Source organism: Streptomyces sp. NPDC043867, assembly GCF_056435845.1.
In genome coordinates, this window is sequence record NZ_JBWKDS010000030.1 from 1 (window position 1) to 17,803 (window position 17,803).

17 protein-coding genes and 1 pseudogene are annotated in these 17,803 nt (G+C 72.9%); 12 read left to right on the top strand and 6 right to left on the bottom strand.

Annotated features, from left to right (window positions below; all coding sequences use genetic code 11):
• A partial coding sequence (locus tag AC069T_RS26435) for a cbb3-type cytochrome c oxidase subunit I (protein WP_478785104.1) occupies positions 1 to 512 on the bottom strand: 512 nt, incomplete at its 3' end.
• 105 nt (positions 513 to 617) lie between these two features.
• Between AC069T_RS26435 and AC069T_RS26440 the strand changes: the two genes are divergently transcribed.
• Together AC069T_RS26440 and AC069T_RS26445 are read left to right on the top strand one after the other, a co-directional pair.
• Positions 618 to 1,199: an RNA polymerase sigma factor gene (locus tag AC069T_RS26440; protein ID WP_478785105.1), complete on the top strand. Its 582-nt coding sequence runs from the start codon at positions 618 to 620 to the stop codon at positions 1,197 to 1,199.
• Positions 1,192 to 2,178 (top strand): CU044_5270 family protein, encoded by a 987-nt coding sequence (locus AC069T_RS26445; protein ID WP_478785106.1) that lies wholly within the window; start codon positions 1,192 to 1,194, stop codon positions 2,176 to 2,178. The genes AC069T_RS26440 and AC069T_RS26445 overlap by 8 nt, the downstream gene beginning before the upstream one ends.
• A 247-nt stretch (positions 2,179 to 2,425) precedes the next feature.
• Here AC069T_RS26445 and AC069T_RS26450 read toward each other — a convergent pair whose 3' ends face one another.
• Positions 2,426 to 2,791 (bottom strand): nuclear transport factor 2 family protein, encoded by a 366-nt coding sequence (locus AC069T_RS26450; protein WP_478785107.1) that lies wholly within the window; start codon positions 2,789 to 2,791, stop codon positions 2,426 to 2,428.
• A 171-nt stretch (positions 2,792 to 2,962) separates the two neighbouring features.
• Here AC069T_RS26450 and AC069T_RS26455 point away from each other — a divergent pair, with 171 nt between their 5' ends.
• Positions 2,963 to 3,253 (top strand): hypothetical protein, encoded by a 291-nt coding sequence (locus tag AC069T_RS26455; protein WP_358855037.1) that lies wholly within the window; start codon positions 2,963 to 2,965, stop codon positions 3,251 to 3,253.
• Between the two features lie 223 nt (positions 3,254 to 3,476).
• The gene (locus AC069T_RS26460) at positions 3,477 to 4,937 is read left to right on the top strand and encodes an aldehyde dehydrogenase family protein (protein ID WP_478785108.1); all 1,461 of its coding nucleotides are present in this window, start codon (positions 3,477 to 3,479) and stop codon (positions 4,935 to 4,937) included.
• A 57-nt stretch (positions 4,938 to 4,994) separates the two neighbouring features.
• On the opposite strand, the pseudogene AC069T_RS26465 reads toward AC069T_RS26460, so the two are convergent.
• Positions 4,995 to 6,750: pseudogene (locus tag AC069T_RS26465) on the bottom strand (ABC transporter ATP-binding protein).
• Positions 6,751 to 6,900: 150 nt separating this feature from the next.
• On the opposite strand from AC069T_RS26465, the gene AC069T_RS26470 reads away from it, so the two are divergent.
• From AC069T_RS26470 to AC069T_RS26485, 4 genes are all read left to right on the top strand, one after another.
• Positions 6,901 to 7,986 (top strand): S-(hydroxymethyl)mycothiol dehydrogenase, encoded by a 1,086-nt coding sequence (locus AC069T_RS26470; protein ID WP_478785109.1) that lies wholly within the window; start codon positions 6,901 to 6,903, stop codon positions 7,984 to 7,986.
• Positions 7,986 to 8,618 (top strand): MBL fold metallo-hydrolase, encoded by a 633-nt coding sequence (locus tag AC069T_RS26475; protein ID WP_478785110.1) that lies wholly within the window; start codon positions 7,986 to 7,988, stop codon positions 8,616 to 8,618. The genes AC069T_RS26470 and AC069T_RS26475 overlap by 1 nt, the downstream gene beginning before the upstream one ends.
• A gap of 200 nt (positions 8,619 to 8,818) precedes the next feature.
• Entirely contained in the window at positions 8,819 to 9,733 is a 915-nt protein-coding gene (locus AC069T_RS26480) for an SDR family oxidoreductase (protein ID WP_478785111.1), read from the top strand.
• Positions 9,734 to 9,797: 64 nt separating this feature from the next.
• Positions 9,798 to 10,592 carry an SDR family NAD(P)-dependent oxidoreductase gene (locus tag AC069T_RS26485; protein WP_478785112.1) on the top strand — a complete coding sequence of 265 codons (795 nt, stop codon included), beginning with the start codon at positions 9,798 to 9,800 and terminating at the stop codon, positions 10,590 to 10,592.
• A 40-nt stretch (positions 10,593 to 10,632) separates the two neighbouring features.
• Here AC069T_RS26485 and AC069T_RS26490 read toward each other — a convergent pair whose 3' ends face one another.
• Positions 10,633 to 12,030 (bottom strand): pyridoxal phosphate-dependent decarboxylase family protein, encoded by a 1,398-nt coding sequence (locus tag AC069T_RS26490; RefSeq protein ID WP_478785113.1) that lies wholly within the window; start codon positions 12,028 to 12,030, stop codon positions 10,633 to 10,635.
• Between the two features lie 194 nt (positions 12,031 to 12,224).
• On the opposite strand from AC069T_RS26490, the gene AC069T_RS26495 reads away from it, so the two are divergent.
• Positions 12,225 to 12,920 carry a L,D-transpeptidase gene (locus AC069T_RS26495; RefSeq protein ID WP_478785114.1) on the top strand — a complete coding sequence of 232 codons (696 nt, stop codon included), beginning with the start codon at positions 12,225 to 12,227 and terminating at the stop codon, positions 12,918 to 12,920.
• A gap of 139 nt (positions 12,921 to 13,059) precedes the next feature.
• Positions 13,060 to 13,245 (top strand): hypothetical protein, encoded by a 186-nt coding sequence (locus AC069T_RS26500; RefSeq protein ID WP_358855046.1) that lies wholly within the window; start codon positions 13,060 to 13,062, stop codon positions 13,243 to 13,245.
• A gap of 88 nt (positions 13,246 to 13,333) precedes the next feature.
• Here the strand turns inward: AC069T_RS26500 and AC069T_RS26505 are convergent, their stop codons facing one another.
• Both AC069T_RS26505 and AC069T_RS26510 read right to left on the bottom strand, forming a co-directional pair.
• The gene (locus tag AC069T_RS26505) at positions 13,334 to 14,707 is read right to left on the bottom strand and encodes a S1 family peptidase (protein WP_478785115.1); all 1,374 of its coding nucleotides are present in this window, start codon (positions 14,705 to 14,707) and stop codon (positions 13,334 to 13,336) included.
• 130 nt (positions 14,708 to 14,837) lie between these two features.
• Positions 14,838 to 15,668, bottom strand: coding sequence for an SAM-dependent methyltransferase (locus AC069T_RS26510; protein ID WP_478785116.1), 831 nt, complete (start codon positions 15,666 to 15,668; stop codon positions 14,838 to 14,840).
• 177 nt (positions 15,669 to 15,845) lie between these two features.
• Between AC069T_RS26510 and AC069T_RS26515 the strand changes: the two genes are divergently transcribed.
• Together AC069T_RS26515 and AC069T_RS26520 are read left to right on the top strand one after the other, a co-directional pair.
• On the top strand, positions 15,846 to 17,042 hold the full coding sequence (locus AC069T_RS26515) for a MalY/PatB family protein (RefSeq protein ID WP_478785117.1): 1,197 nt from the start codon (positions 15,846 to 15,848) through the stop codon (positions 17,040 to 17,042).
• Between the two features lie 97 nt (positions 17,043 to 17,139).
• Positions 17,140 to 17,781, top strand: coding sequence for an HAD family acid phosphatase (locus tag AC069T_RS26520; protein WP_478785118.1), 642 nt, complete (start codon positions 17,140 to 17,142; stop codon positions 17,779 to 17,781).
• Positions 17,782 to 17,803 lie beyond the last annotated feature (22 nt).

Consider the following 17,803-nt stretch of genomic DNA (forward strand, 5'->3'; position numbering starts at 1 on the left):
ATGATCCACATGTCCGCGCCGATGCCCGGCGAGCGGACCGCGTCCGACAGCGGGCTGTAGGCGAACCAGCCGAAGTCGGCCGCACCCTGCGGGGTCAGGAAACCGCCCACCGCGATCAGCGAGCCGAACAGGTACAGCCAGTAGGCGAACATGTTCAGCCGCGGGAACGCCACATCGGGCGCGCCGATCTGCAGCGGCATGATCCAGTTCGTGAAACCGGCGAACAGCGGCGTCGCGAACATCAGCAGCATGATCGTGCCGTGCATCGTGAACGCCTGGTTGAACTGCTCGTTCGACATGACCTGCTGACCCGGACGCGCCAGCTCGGCACGCATCAGCAGCGCCATGACGCCACCGATGCAGAAGAACGCGAACGAGGTGATCAGGTACAGCGAGCCGATCGTCTTGTGGTCCGTGGTGGTCAGCCACCTGACCACCGTTCTTCCGGGGCGGCGCGCGGATACGGGGGCGGGCGGCGCGGTGCGCGTCGCCGGCACAGTGTTGCTCTCCATGCCCCGCCTGTGTCCGCACCCCGCGCCGCCGTCACACTGGGGCCGAGCGACAAGCGTCACACCTACGGGTGTGACGATCACGGACCTGCCGGACACCTACGGAGCATGAGCGACGACGAGACATTCGCCGCTGCCTATCGCGAGCACTACTGGGCGGTCAGCCGCTACGTCGCGCGGCGACTGGACGGCCGGACGAGCGAGGTGGAGGAAGTGGTGGCGGAGGTGTTCACCGTCGCCTGGCGCCGGCGTTCCGAACTGCCGCGGGCCCCGCTGCCCTGGCTCTACGGCGTCGCCCGCAACTGCCTGGCCAACGCCGTACGGGGCTACCGCCGCCGGCGACGGCTCGTCGACCGGCTCGGCCATCACGAGACCGCGCACGGCCGGCAGATGGTGGACAGCCCCGACGCCGAGAGCCCCGGCGACTGGGTGCACGACGCGCTCGCCCGCCTCACCACCGCCGATCAGGAGGTGCTGCGCCTCACGGCCTGGGAGGAGCTCGGCATCGACGAGGTCGCTGTCGTGCTCGGCTGCGGCAGCCGGGCGGCGGCGATGCGGCTGCACCGTGCCCGCCGCCGCCTGAGAGCCGAGATCGACCGCATGTGCGGCCCCGGCCGCCAGCCGGCTGCCGAGGCGCTCGCAGCACCGGCACGCCGCCACGACACCACGAAGGAGCACGGCCATGGCTGACGAACTCGACCTGCTGCGCCGCGCCAACCCGGTGCCGTCCGGCGATCCCCGCTTCCGGGACCGGCCGCTGGACCACCACGCCGAACGCCGGCTGAACCGCCTGCTGCTGGGCGCACAACCGGCCCGAGGCACATCGCCGCTGCGCGGCTGGGCCTGGGGCATCGCCGCGAACGTCGTCGTGGCGGCCCTCGCACTCACCCTGCTGCTGTCCGGGACGACGGCACCTCCCGCCGTCGCCGCACCCCGCCCCCTCGTCGTGGAAACGGGTTCCGCCGCCGTACCCCTGGACCGCGTCGCCGACCGGGCGGCGTCGGTCGCCGACGCGCCACGACTGCGCCGGGGCACGCACGTCCAGACCTGGAGCCTTGCCATGACGAGCGGCCCCGGCGCCCGGCCGCCGCTCACCCTGCCCGAGGAACGCGTCGTGCGTTGGAAGGCGGACGGCAGCCACACCGAACTCGTGGTGGCGACCGACCCGCGCCGTCCGGGCAGGCCCGTCATCACGGGCGGCGACGACACGCCGCGCACCGTCGAGGACGGACACGTGCTCAGCCGGCGTACCTACCCGCCGAGCTGGAGCGACGCCCCTCCCGAGGCCCGCCCCCCGCACGACGGACGCCGGCTGCGCGCCTATCTGGAGGAGATCGACCCTGTCGAGGCGATGAACACGCCCCGCCTGCTGGACGCCACCGCCGTGCTGCTGGACCACTGGACCCCGGGCGGTCGCGAGTCGGCCGCGCTCGTGCGGCTCCTGGCCGACGCTCCGGGGCTACGCCCGGCCGGCGCGGTCACCGACCGGCTGGGGCGCGAAGGGCAGGCGTACGTGTACGACGACACGGCGCATTCCACGCGCCGGATGCTGATCCTCGATCCGGCGACCGGCGCCGTCCTCGGGCTGGAGGACACCGTGACGAAGGACGCCCCCGAGTACGGCGTCGAGGCGGGTGACGTGATGTCGTACAGCGCGTGGATGCGCTGACCGGGGTCCCGCGTGCCCGCTCACCGCGGCGGCAGGCGTCTGCGAGGGGCGTGTGGTACCGGGGAACGCGGGCGGCGGGACACCGTGCGCAGTGCCGACCGCAGCAGGCCGAGCGACGCCCGCCGGCCGACCGCCGAGACCGGTCCCGGCCGGCGGGGCGGAGCAGGACGCGACCTGCCCAGGGTCGCCCGCGCGGAGAAGGTCCAGCTCAGCCGGGACGTGAACCGGACCGAGGGCCACTGCCTGGCTACTCGTCCCATGCCTGCAGCAGTGTGTGATCGACGATCTTGCCGTCCCGCAGCGCGACCATGGACTGGGACAGCACCTTGACGCCGTCCGGGTACTCGCAGGACTCGGTGAAGGCGACGTGATCACCCTCGATGACGCACTGCTCCAGCTTGTGGGTCATGTCCCGGCTGTACACGTCGTCCAGCATCTCGCCGATCCTGGCCCGTCCGTGCACGACCATCGGGTGGCTGGGCTGCGTGTTGCGGTCGACGACGCGTACCTCGGCGTCGTCCGCGTAGAGCGACAGAAGCGTCGCCGCACTGTGTCCTTCGATGCCCCGGCGCAGGGCTTCGGTGTCGAACGCGGGGCTTGCTGCGGTGCCCATGATGACCTCCTCGCGAGGGCGCGGCCCGGCGGGGAGCGGGCCGCGAGGGCCTCTCCTTCGAGCGTCCTCCCCCGCGACGCGGGAGGCAAGCGCGGCCGGTCCTGTGCGCCTCTCGGGTGAGGAGCCCGGCGCGGCCGTGTCCGGCCGGGGCCCGCGGCCGTTGCTGAAGGCATGATCTCAACACGACGCATCGTTGCCGCCGTTGGTCTTGCCGTCAGTGCCACGGGCCTCGCCGCCCCCGCCGCGAGCGCACTCGGTGCCGACACCCTGGGCGTGGCGCCGATCAGCCCGGTCGCCCAGCTCGACGCGATCGCCCAGAGCAATGTCCCGGCGCAGCACCGGGAACAGCTCCCGCACGTCTCCAGCCAGCTCGCGGGGCTCAACCGACTGCACGACCTCAACCAGCTGCACCAGGCAACCGACCTCGTCGCCCCCGTCTTCGGGCTGCTCCCCGTCGGCTAGCACCGGACGCGCCGGACGGTCACCGGATCCGGACGCACCATTTTCAAGGGCCCCCGCTCCGGCCGGGGGCCCTTGACTCATTCCGGGTGGGTCGCAGCCTCGGGGTTAGTTGAATGAAATTTCACTGCGCGAACAGAAGTGGTCACCCCGCGACCGCTCCGCCCGGGGGATTCCGGGCATCCTGGATGTGTACCGCCGTAGTGACACCGGAGGAATCCGCGCCATGGCCATCACCCGTGAACTGCTGATCGGCGGCAAGGACGTTCCCGCCGCCTCGGGCCGCACCGCCGAGGACGTCGATCCCTACACCGGCGAGGTGTACGCGACGGTCGCCGCGGCGGGGCCGCGCGACGTCACCCGGGCCGTGGACGCGGCCGACGCGGCGTTCGGCTCGTGGGCGGCGCTCGCCCCCTTCGCCCGCCGGGCGGTCTTCCTCAGGGCGGCCGACCTCCTCGACGCCAAGGGCGACGAGGTGGCGGAGCTGATGGCACGGGAGGCGGGCGCCACCCGTCCCTGGGCGCACTTCAACGTGGCGCTCGCCGCCAACATCCTGCGCGAGGCCGCCGCCGCGATCACCGCCCCGCGCGGCGAGGTGCTCAGCGCCCAGGAAGAGGGCGTGCTCGGACTCGCGGTGCGCGAGCCGCTGGGCGTCGTCGCCGCCTTCGCCCCGTGGAACGCACCCGTCATCCTCGGCGTACGGGCCGTCGCGGCGCCGCTGGCCGCGGGCAACACCGTCGTCGTGAAGGCCAGTGAGGACGCGCCGATCGCCTGTGCCCTGCTGGTCGCCGACGTGCTGCGGGAGGCGGGGCTCCCCGACGGGGTCCTGAACGTGATCACCAACGCGCGTGAGGACGCGGCCGAGATCGCCGAGACGCTGATCGCCGACCCCCGCGTCCGCGCTGTCAACTTCACCGGCTCCACGGACGTCGGCCGCATCATCGGTACGCATGCCGCGACCCATCTCAAACCCGCCGTACTGGAGTTGGGCGGCAAGAACGCGGTGCTCGTCCTGGACGACGCCGACGTGGACTACGCCGTCGACGCCGTCACCTTCGGCGTGTTCATGAACTCCGGCCAGATCTGCATGTCGGGCGACCGCGTCCTCGTCCACGAGTCCCTCGCCGAGGAGTTCACCCGAAAGTTCACCGCGAAGGTCGCCTCGCTGAAGGCCGGTGACCCCGGGCACCCGCACACCGTCCTCGGCCCCCTCGTCAGCGCCTCCGCCGCCCGGCGCGTCGCCGCGCTCGTCGAGGACGCCGTCTCCAAGGGCGCCACCGTCCTCACCGGAGCCGGCGAACCGGAGGGCGCGGTGCACCGGGCGACCGTGCTCACCGACGTGCCGAAGGAAGCCGAGCTGTACTACGCGGAGGCGTTCGGCCCCGTCTGCGTGGTCGAGACCTTCACCGACGACGACAGCGCCGTCGCCGCGGCCAACGACACCGACAACGGGCTGACCTGCGGCGTGATCACCGAGAACGCCACCCATGGGCTCGCCGTCGCGCGCCGGGTCCGTACCGGCATCGTGCACATCAACGACCAGTCCGTCGCCGACGAGCCGCACGCGCCCTTCGGTGGCGTCAAGGCGTCCGGCTACGGCCGCTTCGGCGGGCGCTGGGGCATCGAGGCCTTCTCCAGCACACGCTGGGTGACCGTCGCCACGCAGCAGGCGCACTACCCGTTCTGACGCTCCGTCACCGACGGGCACCGGCCGTCCGGCCAGGGGCGAGCCGGCGAGCGGCGGTCAGCCCGCGGTCGCGAGGAACTGCGTGGCGGCCAGCTCGGCGTAGAGCGGGTCCCCGGCGACGAGTGCACCGTGGGTGCCCACCGCGCGGACCCGGCCCGCGTCCATCACGACGATCCGGTCCGCCATCGTCACGGTGGACAGCCGGTGCGCGACCACGAGGACCGTCGTCGTACGGGAGACGTCGGCGACCGTGTCGCGCAGCGCCGCCTCGTTCACGGCGTCCAGCTGCGAGGTGGCCTCGTCGAGGAGCAGCAGACGGGGCCGGCGCAACAGGGCGCGGGCGATCGCCACGCGCTGGCGTTCGCCCCCGGACAGCCTGGTGCCCCGGTGGCCGACGAGCGTGTCGAGTCCCAGCGGCAGCCGCTCGATCAGGCCCTCCAGACGGGTGGTCTTCACCACCCGGTCCAGCTCGGCCTCGTCCGCGTCCGGGTTGCCGAGGAGCAGGTTGTCGCGCATCGACCCCGAGAGCACCGGGGCGTCCTGCTCCACATAGCCGATGGCCGCGCGCAGCCGGGGCAGCTCCCATTCCTCCAGCGGACGGCCGTCGACGCTGATGACGCCCGCCTCGGGGTCGTAGAACCGCTCGATGAGGGAGAACACCGTGGTCTTGCCCGCGCCGGAGGGGCCGACGAACGCGGTCATGCCCCGGGCCGGGACGGCGAACGTCACCCCGTGGTGGACGTACGGCAGATCGTCGGCGTACCGGAAGCGGACGTCCTCGAAGGCGAGCGCGGCCGGTTCCGCGCCGGGGGAGGGCAACGGCGCGGGCCGGGCGGCCGGTTCGGCCGGCAGGCTCAGTGCCTCCTGGATCCTGGCGAGGGCCGCGGCGCCGCTCTGGTACTGCGTGACCGCGCCGACGACCTGCTGGACCGGCGACATCAGATAGAAGACGTAGAGGAGGAAGGCGACCAGCGTGCCGACGTCGATGCTGCCGGTCGCGACCCGGGCGCCACCCACCGCGAGCACCGTGATGAACGCGATCTGCATCGCCAGGCCGGCCGTATTGCCCGCGGCGGCCGACCACTTGGCCGCGCTGACGCTCTGCCGCCACGACTCCTGCGCCGCCGCGTGGACGGTCCGCTCCTCGCGGTCCTCGGCGCCGGACGCCTTCACCGTGCGCAGCGCGCCGAGGATCCGCTCCAGCGCGGCACCCATGACGCCGACCGCGTCCTGTGCCCGGCGGCTCGCCCGGTTGATGCGCGGCACGATGACACCGAGCACGGTGCCCGCGCCGAGGATCACCGCGAGGGTGACGCAGAGCAGCACCGGGTCGACGAACCCCATCATGACGACCGTCGCGACGAGGGTCAGTCCGCCGGTGAACGAGACCCACCAGCGAGTCCGTGGTGACCTCCCGCAGCAGCGTCGTGTCGGAGGTGACGCGGGCCATCAGGTCACCCGGCTCGCTGCGGTCCACCGCCGGGACGCGCAGCCGCAGCAGATACGACGAGAGCGTGCGCCGGGCGCCGAGCACCACGGACTCGGCGGTGCGCCGCAGGACGTACGAACCCAGCCCGCCCACGGCCGCGTTGGCGACCACCAGCACCGACATGCCCAGCAGGGCACCGGTGATGGACCGGTCGTGCTCCAGGTCGTCGATAAGTCCCCTGGCCACCAGGGGCAGCACCAGACCGGTGGCCCCGGTGCCGAGCGCGAGCAGCGCGCCCGCCAACAGGGCCCACCGGTGCGGCCGTACGTAGCCGAGGAGCAGGCGCCAGGCGGGCGGGTCGGCTTCGGACACGGCGCTGCTCACGGCGCTCCTCGGGGAGTCGGGGCGGGGCACTCAGGCTACGTCGCCCGGTGGCCGCGCCGGCGGCGGGGACCCCGGGCCGCCTGGCCTGCTACCGGCCGGTCACCCCGTAGGGTCGGTCGACGGAACGTCGACCGAGGAAAGGTTGCTCACATGGCGCAGGAAGTACGTGGCGTGATCGCACCGGGGAAGGATCAGCCGGTGCGCGTCGAGACCGTCGTCGTGCCCGATCCGGGGCCCGGCGAGGCCGTGGTGCGGATCCAGGCCTGCGGGGTGTGCCACACCGACCTGCACTACAAACAGGGCGGGATCAACGACGACTTCCCCTTCCTGCTCGGCCACGAGGCCGCCGGCGTGGTCGAGTCCGTCGGCCCGGATGTCACGGACGTCGCGCCCGGCGACTTCGTGATCCTCAACTGGCGTGCCGTGTGCGGACAGTGCCGCGCGTGCCGGCGCGGGCGGCCCTGGTACTGCTTCGACACGCACAACGCCCGGCAGCGGATGACCCTCACGGACGGCACGGAGCTGTCACCGGCCCTCGGCATCGGCGCGTTCGCGGAGAAGACCCTGGTCGCCGCCGGACAGTGCACCAAGGTCGACCCGGCGGTGTCGCCCGCCGTGGCCGGGCTGCTCGGCTGCGGCGTGATGGCGGGCATCGGGGCCGCGATCAACACCGGCAACGTCGGACGCGGGGACTCGGTCGCCGTCATCGGCTGCGGCGGCGTCGGCGACGCCGCGATCGCGGGGTCCCGGCTGGCGGGGGCGGCGCGGATCATCGCCGTCGACATCGACGACCGCAAGCTGACCGCCGCCCGGGAACTGGGCGCCACGCACACGGTCAACTCCCGTGAGAGCGACCCCGTTGAGGCCATCCGCGAACTGACCGGCGGCTTCGGCGCAGACGTCGTCATCGAGGCCGTCGGCCGCCCGGAAACGTACCGGCAGGCCTTCTACGCCCGCGACCTCGCCGGCACGGTCGTCCTCGTCGGCGTGCCCACACCGGAGATGGAACTCGAACTGCCCCTGCTGGACGTCTTCGGGCGCGGCGGATCCCTCAAGTCCTCCTGGTACGGCGACTGCCTCCCGTCCCGGGACTTCCCGATGCTGATCGACCTGCACCTCCAGGGCCGGCTGGACCTCGGCGCGTTCGTGTCCGAGACGATCGCGCTGGACGAGGTGGAGCAGGCCTTCGAGCGGATGCACCAGGGCGACGTCCTGCGTTCGGTGGTGGTGTTCTGATGACGCACACACGCATCGACCATCTCGTCACCTCGGGCACGTTCTCGCTCGACGGCGGCACCTGGGACGTCGACAACAACGTCTGGATCGTCGGCGACGACCACGAGGCGATCGTCATCGACGCCGCCCACGACGCCGCCGCGATCGCCGAAGCCGTGGGCGACCGCGCGCTGCGGGCCATCGTGTGCACCCACGCGCACAACGACCACATCGACGCCGCGCCCGCCCTCGCCGAGCGGACCGGCGCCACGATCTGGCTGCACCCCGACGACCTGCCCCTGTGGAAGCAGACCCACCCCGGCCGGCTCCCCGACGCCTGGCTGGCCGACGGCCAGGTCATCGAGGTGGCGGGCACCGACCTGACCGTCCTGCACACACCGGGCCACGCCCCGGGCGCGGTCTGCCTGTACGCCCCCGGTCTGGGCAGCGTCTTCACCGGCGACACCCTCTTCCAGGGCGGACCGGGAGCCACCGGCCGCTCCTACTCGCACTTCCCGACGATCGTCCAGTCCATCCGCGAGCGTCTGCTCGGCCTGCCGGCGGACACCGTGGTGCGGACGGGGCACGGGGAGACGACCACCGTCGGCGCGGAGGCCCCGCACCTGGAGGAGTGGATCGCGCGCGGCCACTGAGAGCCCGGCGCCCCGGCCGTGCGGGCCCCGTACGGCCGGGACCCGCGCAGCCAGAACCCGCGCGGTCGGGACCCGAGCCCGCCGCAGGTCGCCGGGAAAAGGCGACAGAGGATGTCCGCCTTCCACGACACCCTCGGAGCGACACCGGCCGACGCGCCGCGTCGGTCAAGGTGGTGTCACGGAACACGGGAGGTCGGGAAATGGCAGGAGCGCTGGACGGCAAGGTCGCGCTGGTCGCGGGGGCGACCAGGGGCGCGGGCCGCGGAATCGCCGTCGAGCTGGGCGCGGCCGGAGCCGTCGTCTACGTCACCGGACGCAGTACGCGCGCCCGGCGCTCGGAGTACGACCGGCCGGAGACCCTGGAGGACACCGCGGACCTGGTGACCGAGGCGGGCGGCCACGGCATCGCCGTACCCACCGATCACCTGGTGCCGGCCGAGGTCCGCGCGCTCGTGGACCGGATCGCGGACGAGCGGGGCCGGCTGGACGTACTCGTCAACGACGTCTGGGGCGGCGAACTGCTCTTCGAGTGGGACACCCCCGTCTGGGAGCACGACCTCGACAACGGGCTGCGGCTGCTGCGGCTCGGGGTCGAGACCCACGCGATCACCAGCCACCACGCCCTGCCGCTGCTGCTGCGTCACCCCGGCGGCCTCGTCGTCGAGATGACCGACGGCACCGCCGAGTACAACCGCGCCAACTACCGCGTCTCCTTCTTCTACGACCTCGCCAAGTCGTCCGTCCTGCGCATGGCGTTCGCCCTCGGCCACGAGATCGGGCCGCGTGGCGCCACCGCCGTCGCCCTCACGCCCGGCTGGCTGCGCTCCGAGATGATGCTGGAGCACTTCGGGGTGAGCGAGGACAACTGGCGCGACGCCCTGGAGCGCGTCCCGCACTTCGGCATCTCCGAGACGCCCCGCTACGTCGGCCGTGCGGTGGCGGCCCTGGCCGCGGACCCCGGACGGGCCCGCTGGAACGGCCAGTCGCTCTCCAGCGGCGGGCTCGCCGGGACCTACGGCTTCACCGACCTCGACGGCAGCCGCCCCGACGCCTGGCGCTACATGGTCGAGGTCCAGGACCCGGGCGGGCCGGCGGACCCGACCGGCTACCGCTGAGCGCGGTGCTCGAACCCCTGCACGCGGCTGTCGGGGTGATCGCCGGAGCACTACGGTCGCCCGTATGACTGCGACGAGACGTTTCGAGGGGTACGGAGTTCTCATCACGGGCGCGGCCCGGGGGATCGGTGCCGCGACAGCCCGTCGGCTGGCCGAGGAGGGCGCCTCGGTCCTCGTCACCGACATCGACGCGGCCGAGGCGGAGCAGACCGCGGGGGCGATCCGGGCGGCGGGCGGCCGGGCCGAGGCATTCCTGTGCGACGTGGCCGAACGGGCCTCCGTGGAGCGGGCGGTGGCGTACGCGGTGGAGGCGTTCGGCTCGCTGGACGTGCTGGTCAACAACGCGTACGGGTGCACCCCGGACCAGCCGCTCTTCGAGGACGAGCCCGACGAGGTCTGGGCACGCGATCTCGACCTCACGCTGACCGGCGCCTACCGCTGCTGCCGCGCCGCGCTGCCCCACCTGGTGGCCTCCGGCCGCGGCGCCGTCGTCGGCATCGGCTCCGTCAACGGCTTGCAGGACTTCGGCAACCACGCCTACAGCGCGGCCAAGGCGGGCCTCGTCTCCCTGACCCGCACCCTCGCCGGGCACGCGGCCCCGCGGGGAGTGCGGGTGAACCTGGTGGTGCCGGGCACGGTCCGCACCACTGCCTGGGCGGGCCGGGACGCCGACCTCGCCGCGGCGGGGGAGCTGTACCCGCTGGGCCGGGTGGGGGAGCCGGAGGACATCGCCGCCGCCGTGGCCTTCCTCGCCTCGCGGGACGCCGCCTGGATCACCGGTACGGCACTGTGCGTGGACGGCGGCCTCACGGCGGTCAACACCGGCTGGCGGCAGGCGGTCCGGCCTCACGGTGACTGAGCCGGCCCGCCCGTGTCACGAGAGCGCGGACGGGCACCGCTCACGGCTCCGGGGTGTCCAGGGCCCGCACCAGGGCGTCGAGCACCAGGTCCGTGTCCGCCTCCGACGTACGCCAGTTGCTGAACGCGGCCCGCAGGGCATGCGTCCCGTCGTACACGGTCGGGGTCAGGAAGGTCTCGCCCGACGCGGCGACGGCCGCGGCGAGTGCGTGCACCCGTTCCCGTGTCGCGTCGCCCGCGGTGAAGCAGACGACGTTGAGACGCACGGGCGCCAGGAGGCGCAGGCCCGGGGTGGCCGCGATGCGCTCGCCGAGCCGCCGGGCGAGCGCGATGTTGCGCTCCACGATCTCGCGGTGCCCCTCGCGCCCGTACGCCAGCAGGGAGAACCAGGACGGCAGGGCACGCAGCCGCCGTGAGTTCTCCGGAGTCAGATGCAGGAAGTCGGGGTCCCCGGTGGGGAGTCCCAGGTAGGGCGAGGCGTTGTGGAAGACCCGGACCTGGAGGTCCTGGCGCCGGGTGAACTGGACGGCCGCGTCATAGGGCACGTTCAGCCACTTGTGCAGGTCCACACAGACCGAGTCGGCCGCGTCGAGACCGTCGGTGAGGTGGGCGTGCGCGGGGGAGAGGGCCGCGAAACCGCCGAAGGCGGCGTCGACGTGGAGCCAGAAGTCGTGGCGCTCCTTGAGCGCGGCGATCGCCCGCAGGTCGTCGAAGTCGACCGTGTTCACGGTCCCGGCGTTGGCCACCACCACGGCCGGCCGGCCGTCGAGGGCGTCGAGCGCCTCGGCCAGCCGCCCGACGTCGACGGCCTCGCGGTTCCCGGCGAGTACGGGAACGCGGCGCAGCCGCTCCCGGCCGATGCCGAGCACGGACAGGGCCTTGGCGATGCTGGAGTGGGGGCTGCCGGACAGTACGTCGACGGGCCCCAGCGCCGCGGCGCCCTCCCGCGAGACGCAGACCCCGAGGCGCTCACCGAGCCACTCGCGGGCGACGGCGAGACCGACGGTGTTGGAGACGGTCGCACCGGTCACGAAGGCCCCGGCGTGTTCGTCGCCCAAGCCGAACAGCTCGCGCAGCCAGCCCAGCGTCTCGCGCTCCAGGGCGGTCGCGGACGAGTCTCCCGCGCCGGACACGTTCTGGTCGTACGCGCCGGTCAGCCAGTCGCCGGCCAGGGCCGCCGGAGTCGCGCCCCCGGTGACGAAGCCGAGATAGCGGGGGCCGGCGGAGCCGGAGAACCCGGGTGCCCACCGCTCGGTGAAGTGAGCCAGCGCACCTTCGGCCCCGACGCCCCCGGCCGGGAGCCGCTCGGCGTCCGGCGCCTGCCCGGGCCGGGCGACCGGCCGGTCCGCGAGGCCGCCCACCTCCCGGGCGGCGAGATCGCGCGCGGACTGAAGGAGGGCGGGGAAGCGGGCCAGATCCTCGGCGAGAGTGAGGTGCATGTCCGCAGGGTAGGCAGTCCACTGCACCGAATTCAGGGGCCAGTCGGGGAAAAGTGGCCCCTTTGCACGCCGAGCCCGGGGCGAGGCGTAATGTCACCGTTCCGTCGCAGCGTGCGGGGACCTACAACCGATTCCCCCGGCGGTCGGTCTAGGTGTCAGAGATCGCAAGACCGAATGAAGGGGAAGGGCCTGCCATGGGGGACATCCGCAGACGGGGCGCCGTCGCACTCGGGATCACCGGACTGATCGCACCGCTCTCGCTCGCGCTCGGCACCTCGCCGGCGCACGCCGCGAGCTGCACCACACAGACCGGCCCGTATCAGAAGCAGGTCGAGAAGTTCCTCGGCCGCCCGGTCGACGGCAGGCAGTCCAGCGCCGACTGCAAGGCGACCCAGGCCTTCCAGACCAAGCACGGCATCAGCCCGAACATCGGCTACGCGGGGTCCGTCACCTGGGGTGTGATGGATCTCATGAACAAGCAGAAGGCCGTCGGGAGCAACCCCAACAGGGACGGCGCGTGTCCCGTCAACAAGGGCCGCATCGCCTGCGTGAACCTGACGCTCCAGCTGAGCTGGATCCAGGACGGCGGCACGCTCGTCTACGGCCCGGTCCCGGTGCGGACGGGGCGCGACGGGTACGAGACCCGCACGGGCCTGAAGAAGGTCTACTGGCGTGACATCGACCACGTCTCGAGCATCTACAACGTCCCGATGCCCTACAGCCAGTTCTTCGACGGCGGTCAGGCCTTCCACTCCGTCGGCGTCAGCATGTGGAACCCGCCGGGCTCGCACGGCTGCGTCAACATGACCGCCACCACCGCGAAGAATTACTGGTCGCTGCTGAAGAACGGCGACGACGTGTTCGTGTACGGCCGCAAGCCCGGCACCTGACCGGCCGTCCCGTGGGCGGCGGGCCCGCGCCCGTTCGCCCGGTTACGAACGGGACAGTTCCGACAGGAGTGATCAGCTTCACGGTCCGGGATGCCCTTGAATGCGCCTTTACTCACATCGTCTTCACCCTCGGCCCCGTATGCTTCACATCATGTCCACCACTCCTGAATCCGCTTCGGCGCGCTCCGCGGCCGAGGTCAACGAGGAGATCCGGGCTCTTTGGTTCCGGACGGGCGGGACGCTGACCATGGACGAGCGGCGGGAGTACCAGCGGCTCGTCCTCGAGTGGGCAGCGGCCTCCCCGCGCACCACGCAGGTTGCGTGAGCGCGCCTCCCACCGACCGATTTCTCACTCTCCGCCGTCACAGGGCGGCCACGCCCGCCGGTGCCCCGGCCCGGCCGCCCGGCGGAGATCATCCCCAACTCTGCGCGTAGTGGCGGCGGTAGCGGCTGCGGTCCTGTTCCGTCCGGATGTACCGGGTGGCGACCAGGGCGACGATGCTGCCCGCGATGACCAGCAGGCCGGGCCCGATGTTCCTGGGGTCCGTGAGCCGCGACACAAGCGTCTCCGCGGTGCCGGGCGTGCCCACCGGCTCGACCGAGCCCGGTGCCGCGGCACCCGGCGCGACGGCGGCACCCTGCGTGGCCGAGGGCGCCGGCGCACCCTGACCGCCGGCCGCCGACGCACCCTGCTGTCCGGCCAGGCGCACACCGAGCGCGGTGAGCGCCTTGGTCACCGGCTGGAAGAACGTCGTGCCGCCCGCGTCGCAGTCGCCGTTGCCGCCGGACGTCACGCCCAGGGCGACACCTTCCGAGAACAACGGGCCGCCGCTGTCGCCCGGTTCGGCGCACACCGTGGTCTCGATGAGACCGGTGACCGTGCCCTCCGGGTAGTTGACCGTCGCGTTGAGCGCGGTCACCTCGCCGTCGTGCAGCCCGCTGGTGCTGCCGCTGCGGAAGACCCGCTGGCCGACCGCCGGATCGGCGGCCGCCGTGATCCGCACCCCGCGGTCCCCGCCGATGGCGACGACGTTGCTGTCCGTGCCGGTCTGGCCGTCCGCGTACCGCACGAGCGAGAAGTCACCCCCGGGGAACGACCGTGACACCGTCCGCCCCACCTGCCGGGTGCCGTTGGTGTCGGAGAACCAGACGGAGCCGGCCGGACCGCAGTGCCCGGCCGTCAGGATGAACTCACCGCGCCCGTCGGTCACGTTGAACCCCGCCGAACAGCGCCCGCCGGTCGAGAGGATCGGCTGCGCGCCGTTGAGCCGTGTGGTGAACGCCCCCCGGATCCGCTCCATGCGGACCCGGTCCCCGGTGCCGTCGGCCAGCTTCGTCATACGGGACCAGTCGGAGGCGGAGACGGTGCTGTCGCCCCGGACCACCACCTCGTTGTGCGCGTAGTCCACGGCCCAGGCGGTGCCGGGCACCCGGGGAGCCGAAGCCAGGCTCTCCGTCACGGACTTGAGGTCCCGCAGGCTGTGGTCGACGATTCTGGGCCGGGCACCGGCCTTCCGCACCTCGGCCGCCGCCCCCGCGTCCGTGACGCCCACGACCGGGCGGCCGTCGGAGCCGATCCAACTGCCCGCGGCGCGGTCCGTGCCGAGGCGCGCGACCAGCCCGGACCCCGTGTCGGCGGCGGACGCCGCGGAACTCCCCTGCGCACGCGAGGTGTCGGACGGCTCGCTCGCCACGGCGTGCGTGACCATCAGCCCACCGCAGAGCAGTCCGCCGACGGCGGCGAAGCGCGCTCCCCGTCGGACGATCCGTCGTCGTGCGTGCCTCATCCATGGCTCCCGAAGCCGAGCTGCGCGGCGTCACCACCGCCCGGGCGCCGGTCGAACGCCCCCCTTCCATACGTGCGTACGCGCCGCGGTGTTCACCCCTCGGCGCCGAGGACTCCCGGCACGGACGCCGTCAGAGCTTGCGCCCCACCCCGCCGAACATGGCCACCTCCTCCGGCTCCTCGCCGGAGACCGGCTCCGGGCGCCAGCGCGAGCAGGAGACCACGCCCGGTTCGAGGAGTTCCAGCCCGTCGAAGAAGCGGGCGACCGCCTCCGGGGTGCGCTGGGTCAGCTTCGGGGTGCCGTGCTCGTTCCAGAAGGCCACGGCCGCGTCCACGTCGGGCATCGCGGGGCTCGTGACGGTGTGCGAGAGGACGAGGTGGCTGCCCGGGGCGAGGGCGTCCAGGAGGCGGCGCACGATGCCGTACGCCTCCTCGTCGTCGTTCACGAAGATGACGACGCCGAGCAGCATCAGCCCGACCGGCCGGCTCAGGTCCAGTGTCCTGGCGGCGTGTTCGAGGATCGCGTCGACATTGCGCAGGTCCTCGTCGAGGTAGTCCGTGCTGCCTTCCGGGGTGCTCGTCAGGAGCGCGCGGGCGTGGGCGAGGACGAGCGGGTCGTTGTCGACGTACACGATCCGCGCGTCGGGGGCGAGGCGCTGGGCGACCTCGTGGGTGTTGTCCGCCGTCGGCAGCCCCGTGCCGATGTCGAGGAACTGCCTGATCCCGCGGTCGGCGACCAGATGCCGTACCGCCCGCCCCAGGAACAGGCGGTCGGCCTGGGCGTAGTCGCCTATGCCGGGGTGCAGTTGACGGATCTGGTCGCCGGCGGCGCGGTCGACCTCGTAGTTGTCCTTGCCGCCGAGCCAGTAGTTCCAGATCCGCGCGGTGTGCGGCTGTGTGGTGACGATGCGGCTGCGCACCGGCTCGGAGGGGTGTTCCGCGGCTGCCTGGTTCTCGGGCACGGTCGGCTCCTGGGTTTCTGGGGTCACTGGGGTCACTCGGTCAACAGGCAATCTAGACTGCCGAGTTGCCGCCCACATTCAGCGGGCCGCCGGCACCGGGCAGCCGGCCGTCACGGGCGCCCCGAAGGGCCTGTGCCGCAGCCGCCGACCGGCGTGCGGCCCCTACGCTGGTGCCTCATGACCAGTACTCCGCAGGACGCGGCCGCCGAGCCGAATCCCCTTCGCGCACTCTCCCTCGACCAGCTCCGATGCCGTACGAGCATGAAGTGGCGCACCCATCCCGACGACGTACTGCCGCTGTGGGTGGCCGAGATGGACGTGCCGTCGGCCGCGCCGGTGGTGCGGGCGGTCACGGACGCGCTCGCGCGGGGCGACACCGGCTATCCGGCCGGCACGGCGTACGCCGAGGCGCTGGCCCGGTTCGCCCGCGAGCGGTGGGACTGGGACGGGATCGCGGTGGAGCGCACGGCCGTCGTGCCCGACGTGATGCTCGGGACCGTCGAGGCGCTCAAACTCGTGACCGGCTCCGGGGACGCCGTGGTCGTCAACCCTCCGGTGTACCCGCCGTTCTTCGCGTTCGTGGAGCACATGGACCGGCGCGTCGAGGAGGCACCGCTCGGGCCCGGCCACCGGATCGACCCGGCCGCGCTGGAGGACGCCTTCCGCCGGGCCGTCGCGGGCGGGCGCCGGGCCGCGTACCTGCTGTGCAGCCCGCACAACCCGACCGGCACCGTGCACACCGCCGTGGAGCTGACCGCCGTCGCCGCCCTGGCCGGCCGGTACGGCGTCCGGGTGGTGGCCGACGAGATCCATGCCCCGCTCGTCGCCCCCGGCGTACGCTTCGTGCCCTATCTCGCCGTGCCCGGCGGGGAGAACGGCCTGTCCCTGATGTCGGCGTCGAAGGGGTGGAACCTCGCCGGTCTGAAGGCCGCGGTCGCCGTCGCCGGCCCCGCGGCGGCGGACGATCTGGCCCGCCTCCCGGAGGAGGTCGGACACGGTCCCAGCCATGTCGGCGTGATCGCCCACACCGCCGCGCTGCGGGACGGCACCGCCTGGCTCGACGCCCTGCTGGCCGGCCTGGACGAGAACCGACGGCTGCTCACCGCCCTGCTGGCCGAGCACCTGCCCGCGGTGCGGTACCGCCCGGCGGAGGCCACCTTCCTCGCCTGGCTGGACTGCCGCGCCCTCGGCCTCGGCGACGACCCGGCGGCGGTCTTCCTGGAGCGCGGCCGGGTCGCCCTCAACTCCGGGCTCCCCTTCGGGACCGGCGGCGCGGGCCACGCGCGCCTGAATCTGGCGACCTCGCCGGAGCTGATCACGGAGGCGGTGCGCCGGATGGCCGCAGCGGCCGGACAACTCTCTACCAAGAGGTAACTTTCGCGTCGCCTGCTCTCCACTTCTTGTCGTGACCATGGCTGACGCGGCGTGGGAGGTCTATCCTCGCCGCTCCGGGTCGACGAAGGGGACGGACATGAGAGCACGCGGTGCGGGGCGTCGGATCGGTGCCATCTCGGTGGTCGTGGCGCTGGGCCTCGGCGGAACCGCCGGCGCGACGGGGGCCGCCGCTGCGGCCCCGCGCGCGGCAGCCGTGAGCGCGGCGCCGGCGCAGGCGGCCGACATCGACTACGCCACCTGGCAGCGTGACGTCCAGGCCGTCATCGACCAGGCACAGCCCTACGTGCAGCAGCGCACCGCGCACCCCGCTGGGCAGAAACTCGCGGTCGTCTTCGACATCGACAACACCGCGCTGGAGACGGACTTCCACCCGTGGTACGAGCTGCCCACCCCGGCCCTCAAGGCCTCGCTGGCGCTGGCCCGTTACGCCCACGCGCAGGGCGCCGCCGTGTTCTTCGTGACCGCGCGGCCGGGCATCATCGCTAGCGAGACGAAGTGGAACCTCAAGGCCGTCGGCTACCCCGTCGACGGACTGCACGTGCGCAGCCTGCCCGACCTCTTCGACGAGGTCAGCGCCTACAAGACCGGCAGGCGCGCGGCGATCGAGTCGCAGGGATACACGATCATCGCGAACGTCGGGAACAACACCTCCGACCTCGTGGGCGGCCACGCCGAGCGGACCTTCAAACTGCCGGACTACGACGGCCAGTTGTCCTGACGCGGCGGCGGAGCGGGCCGGC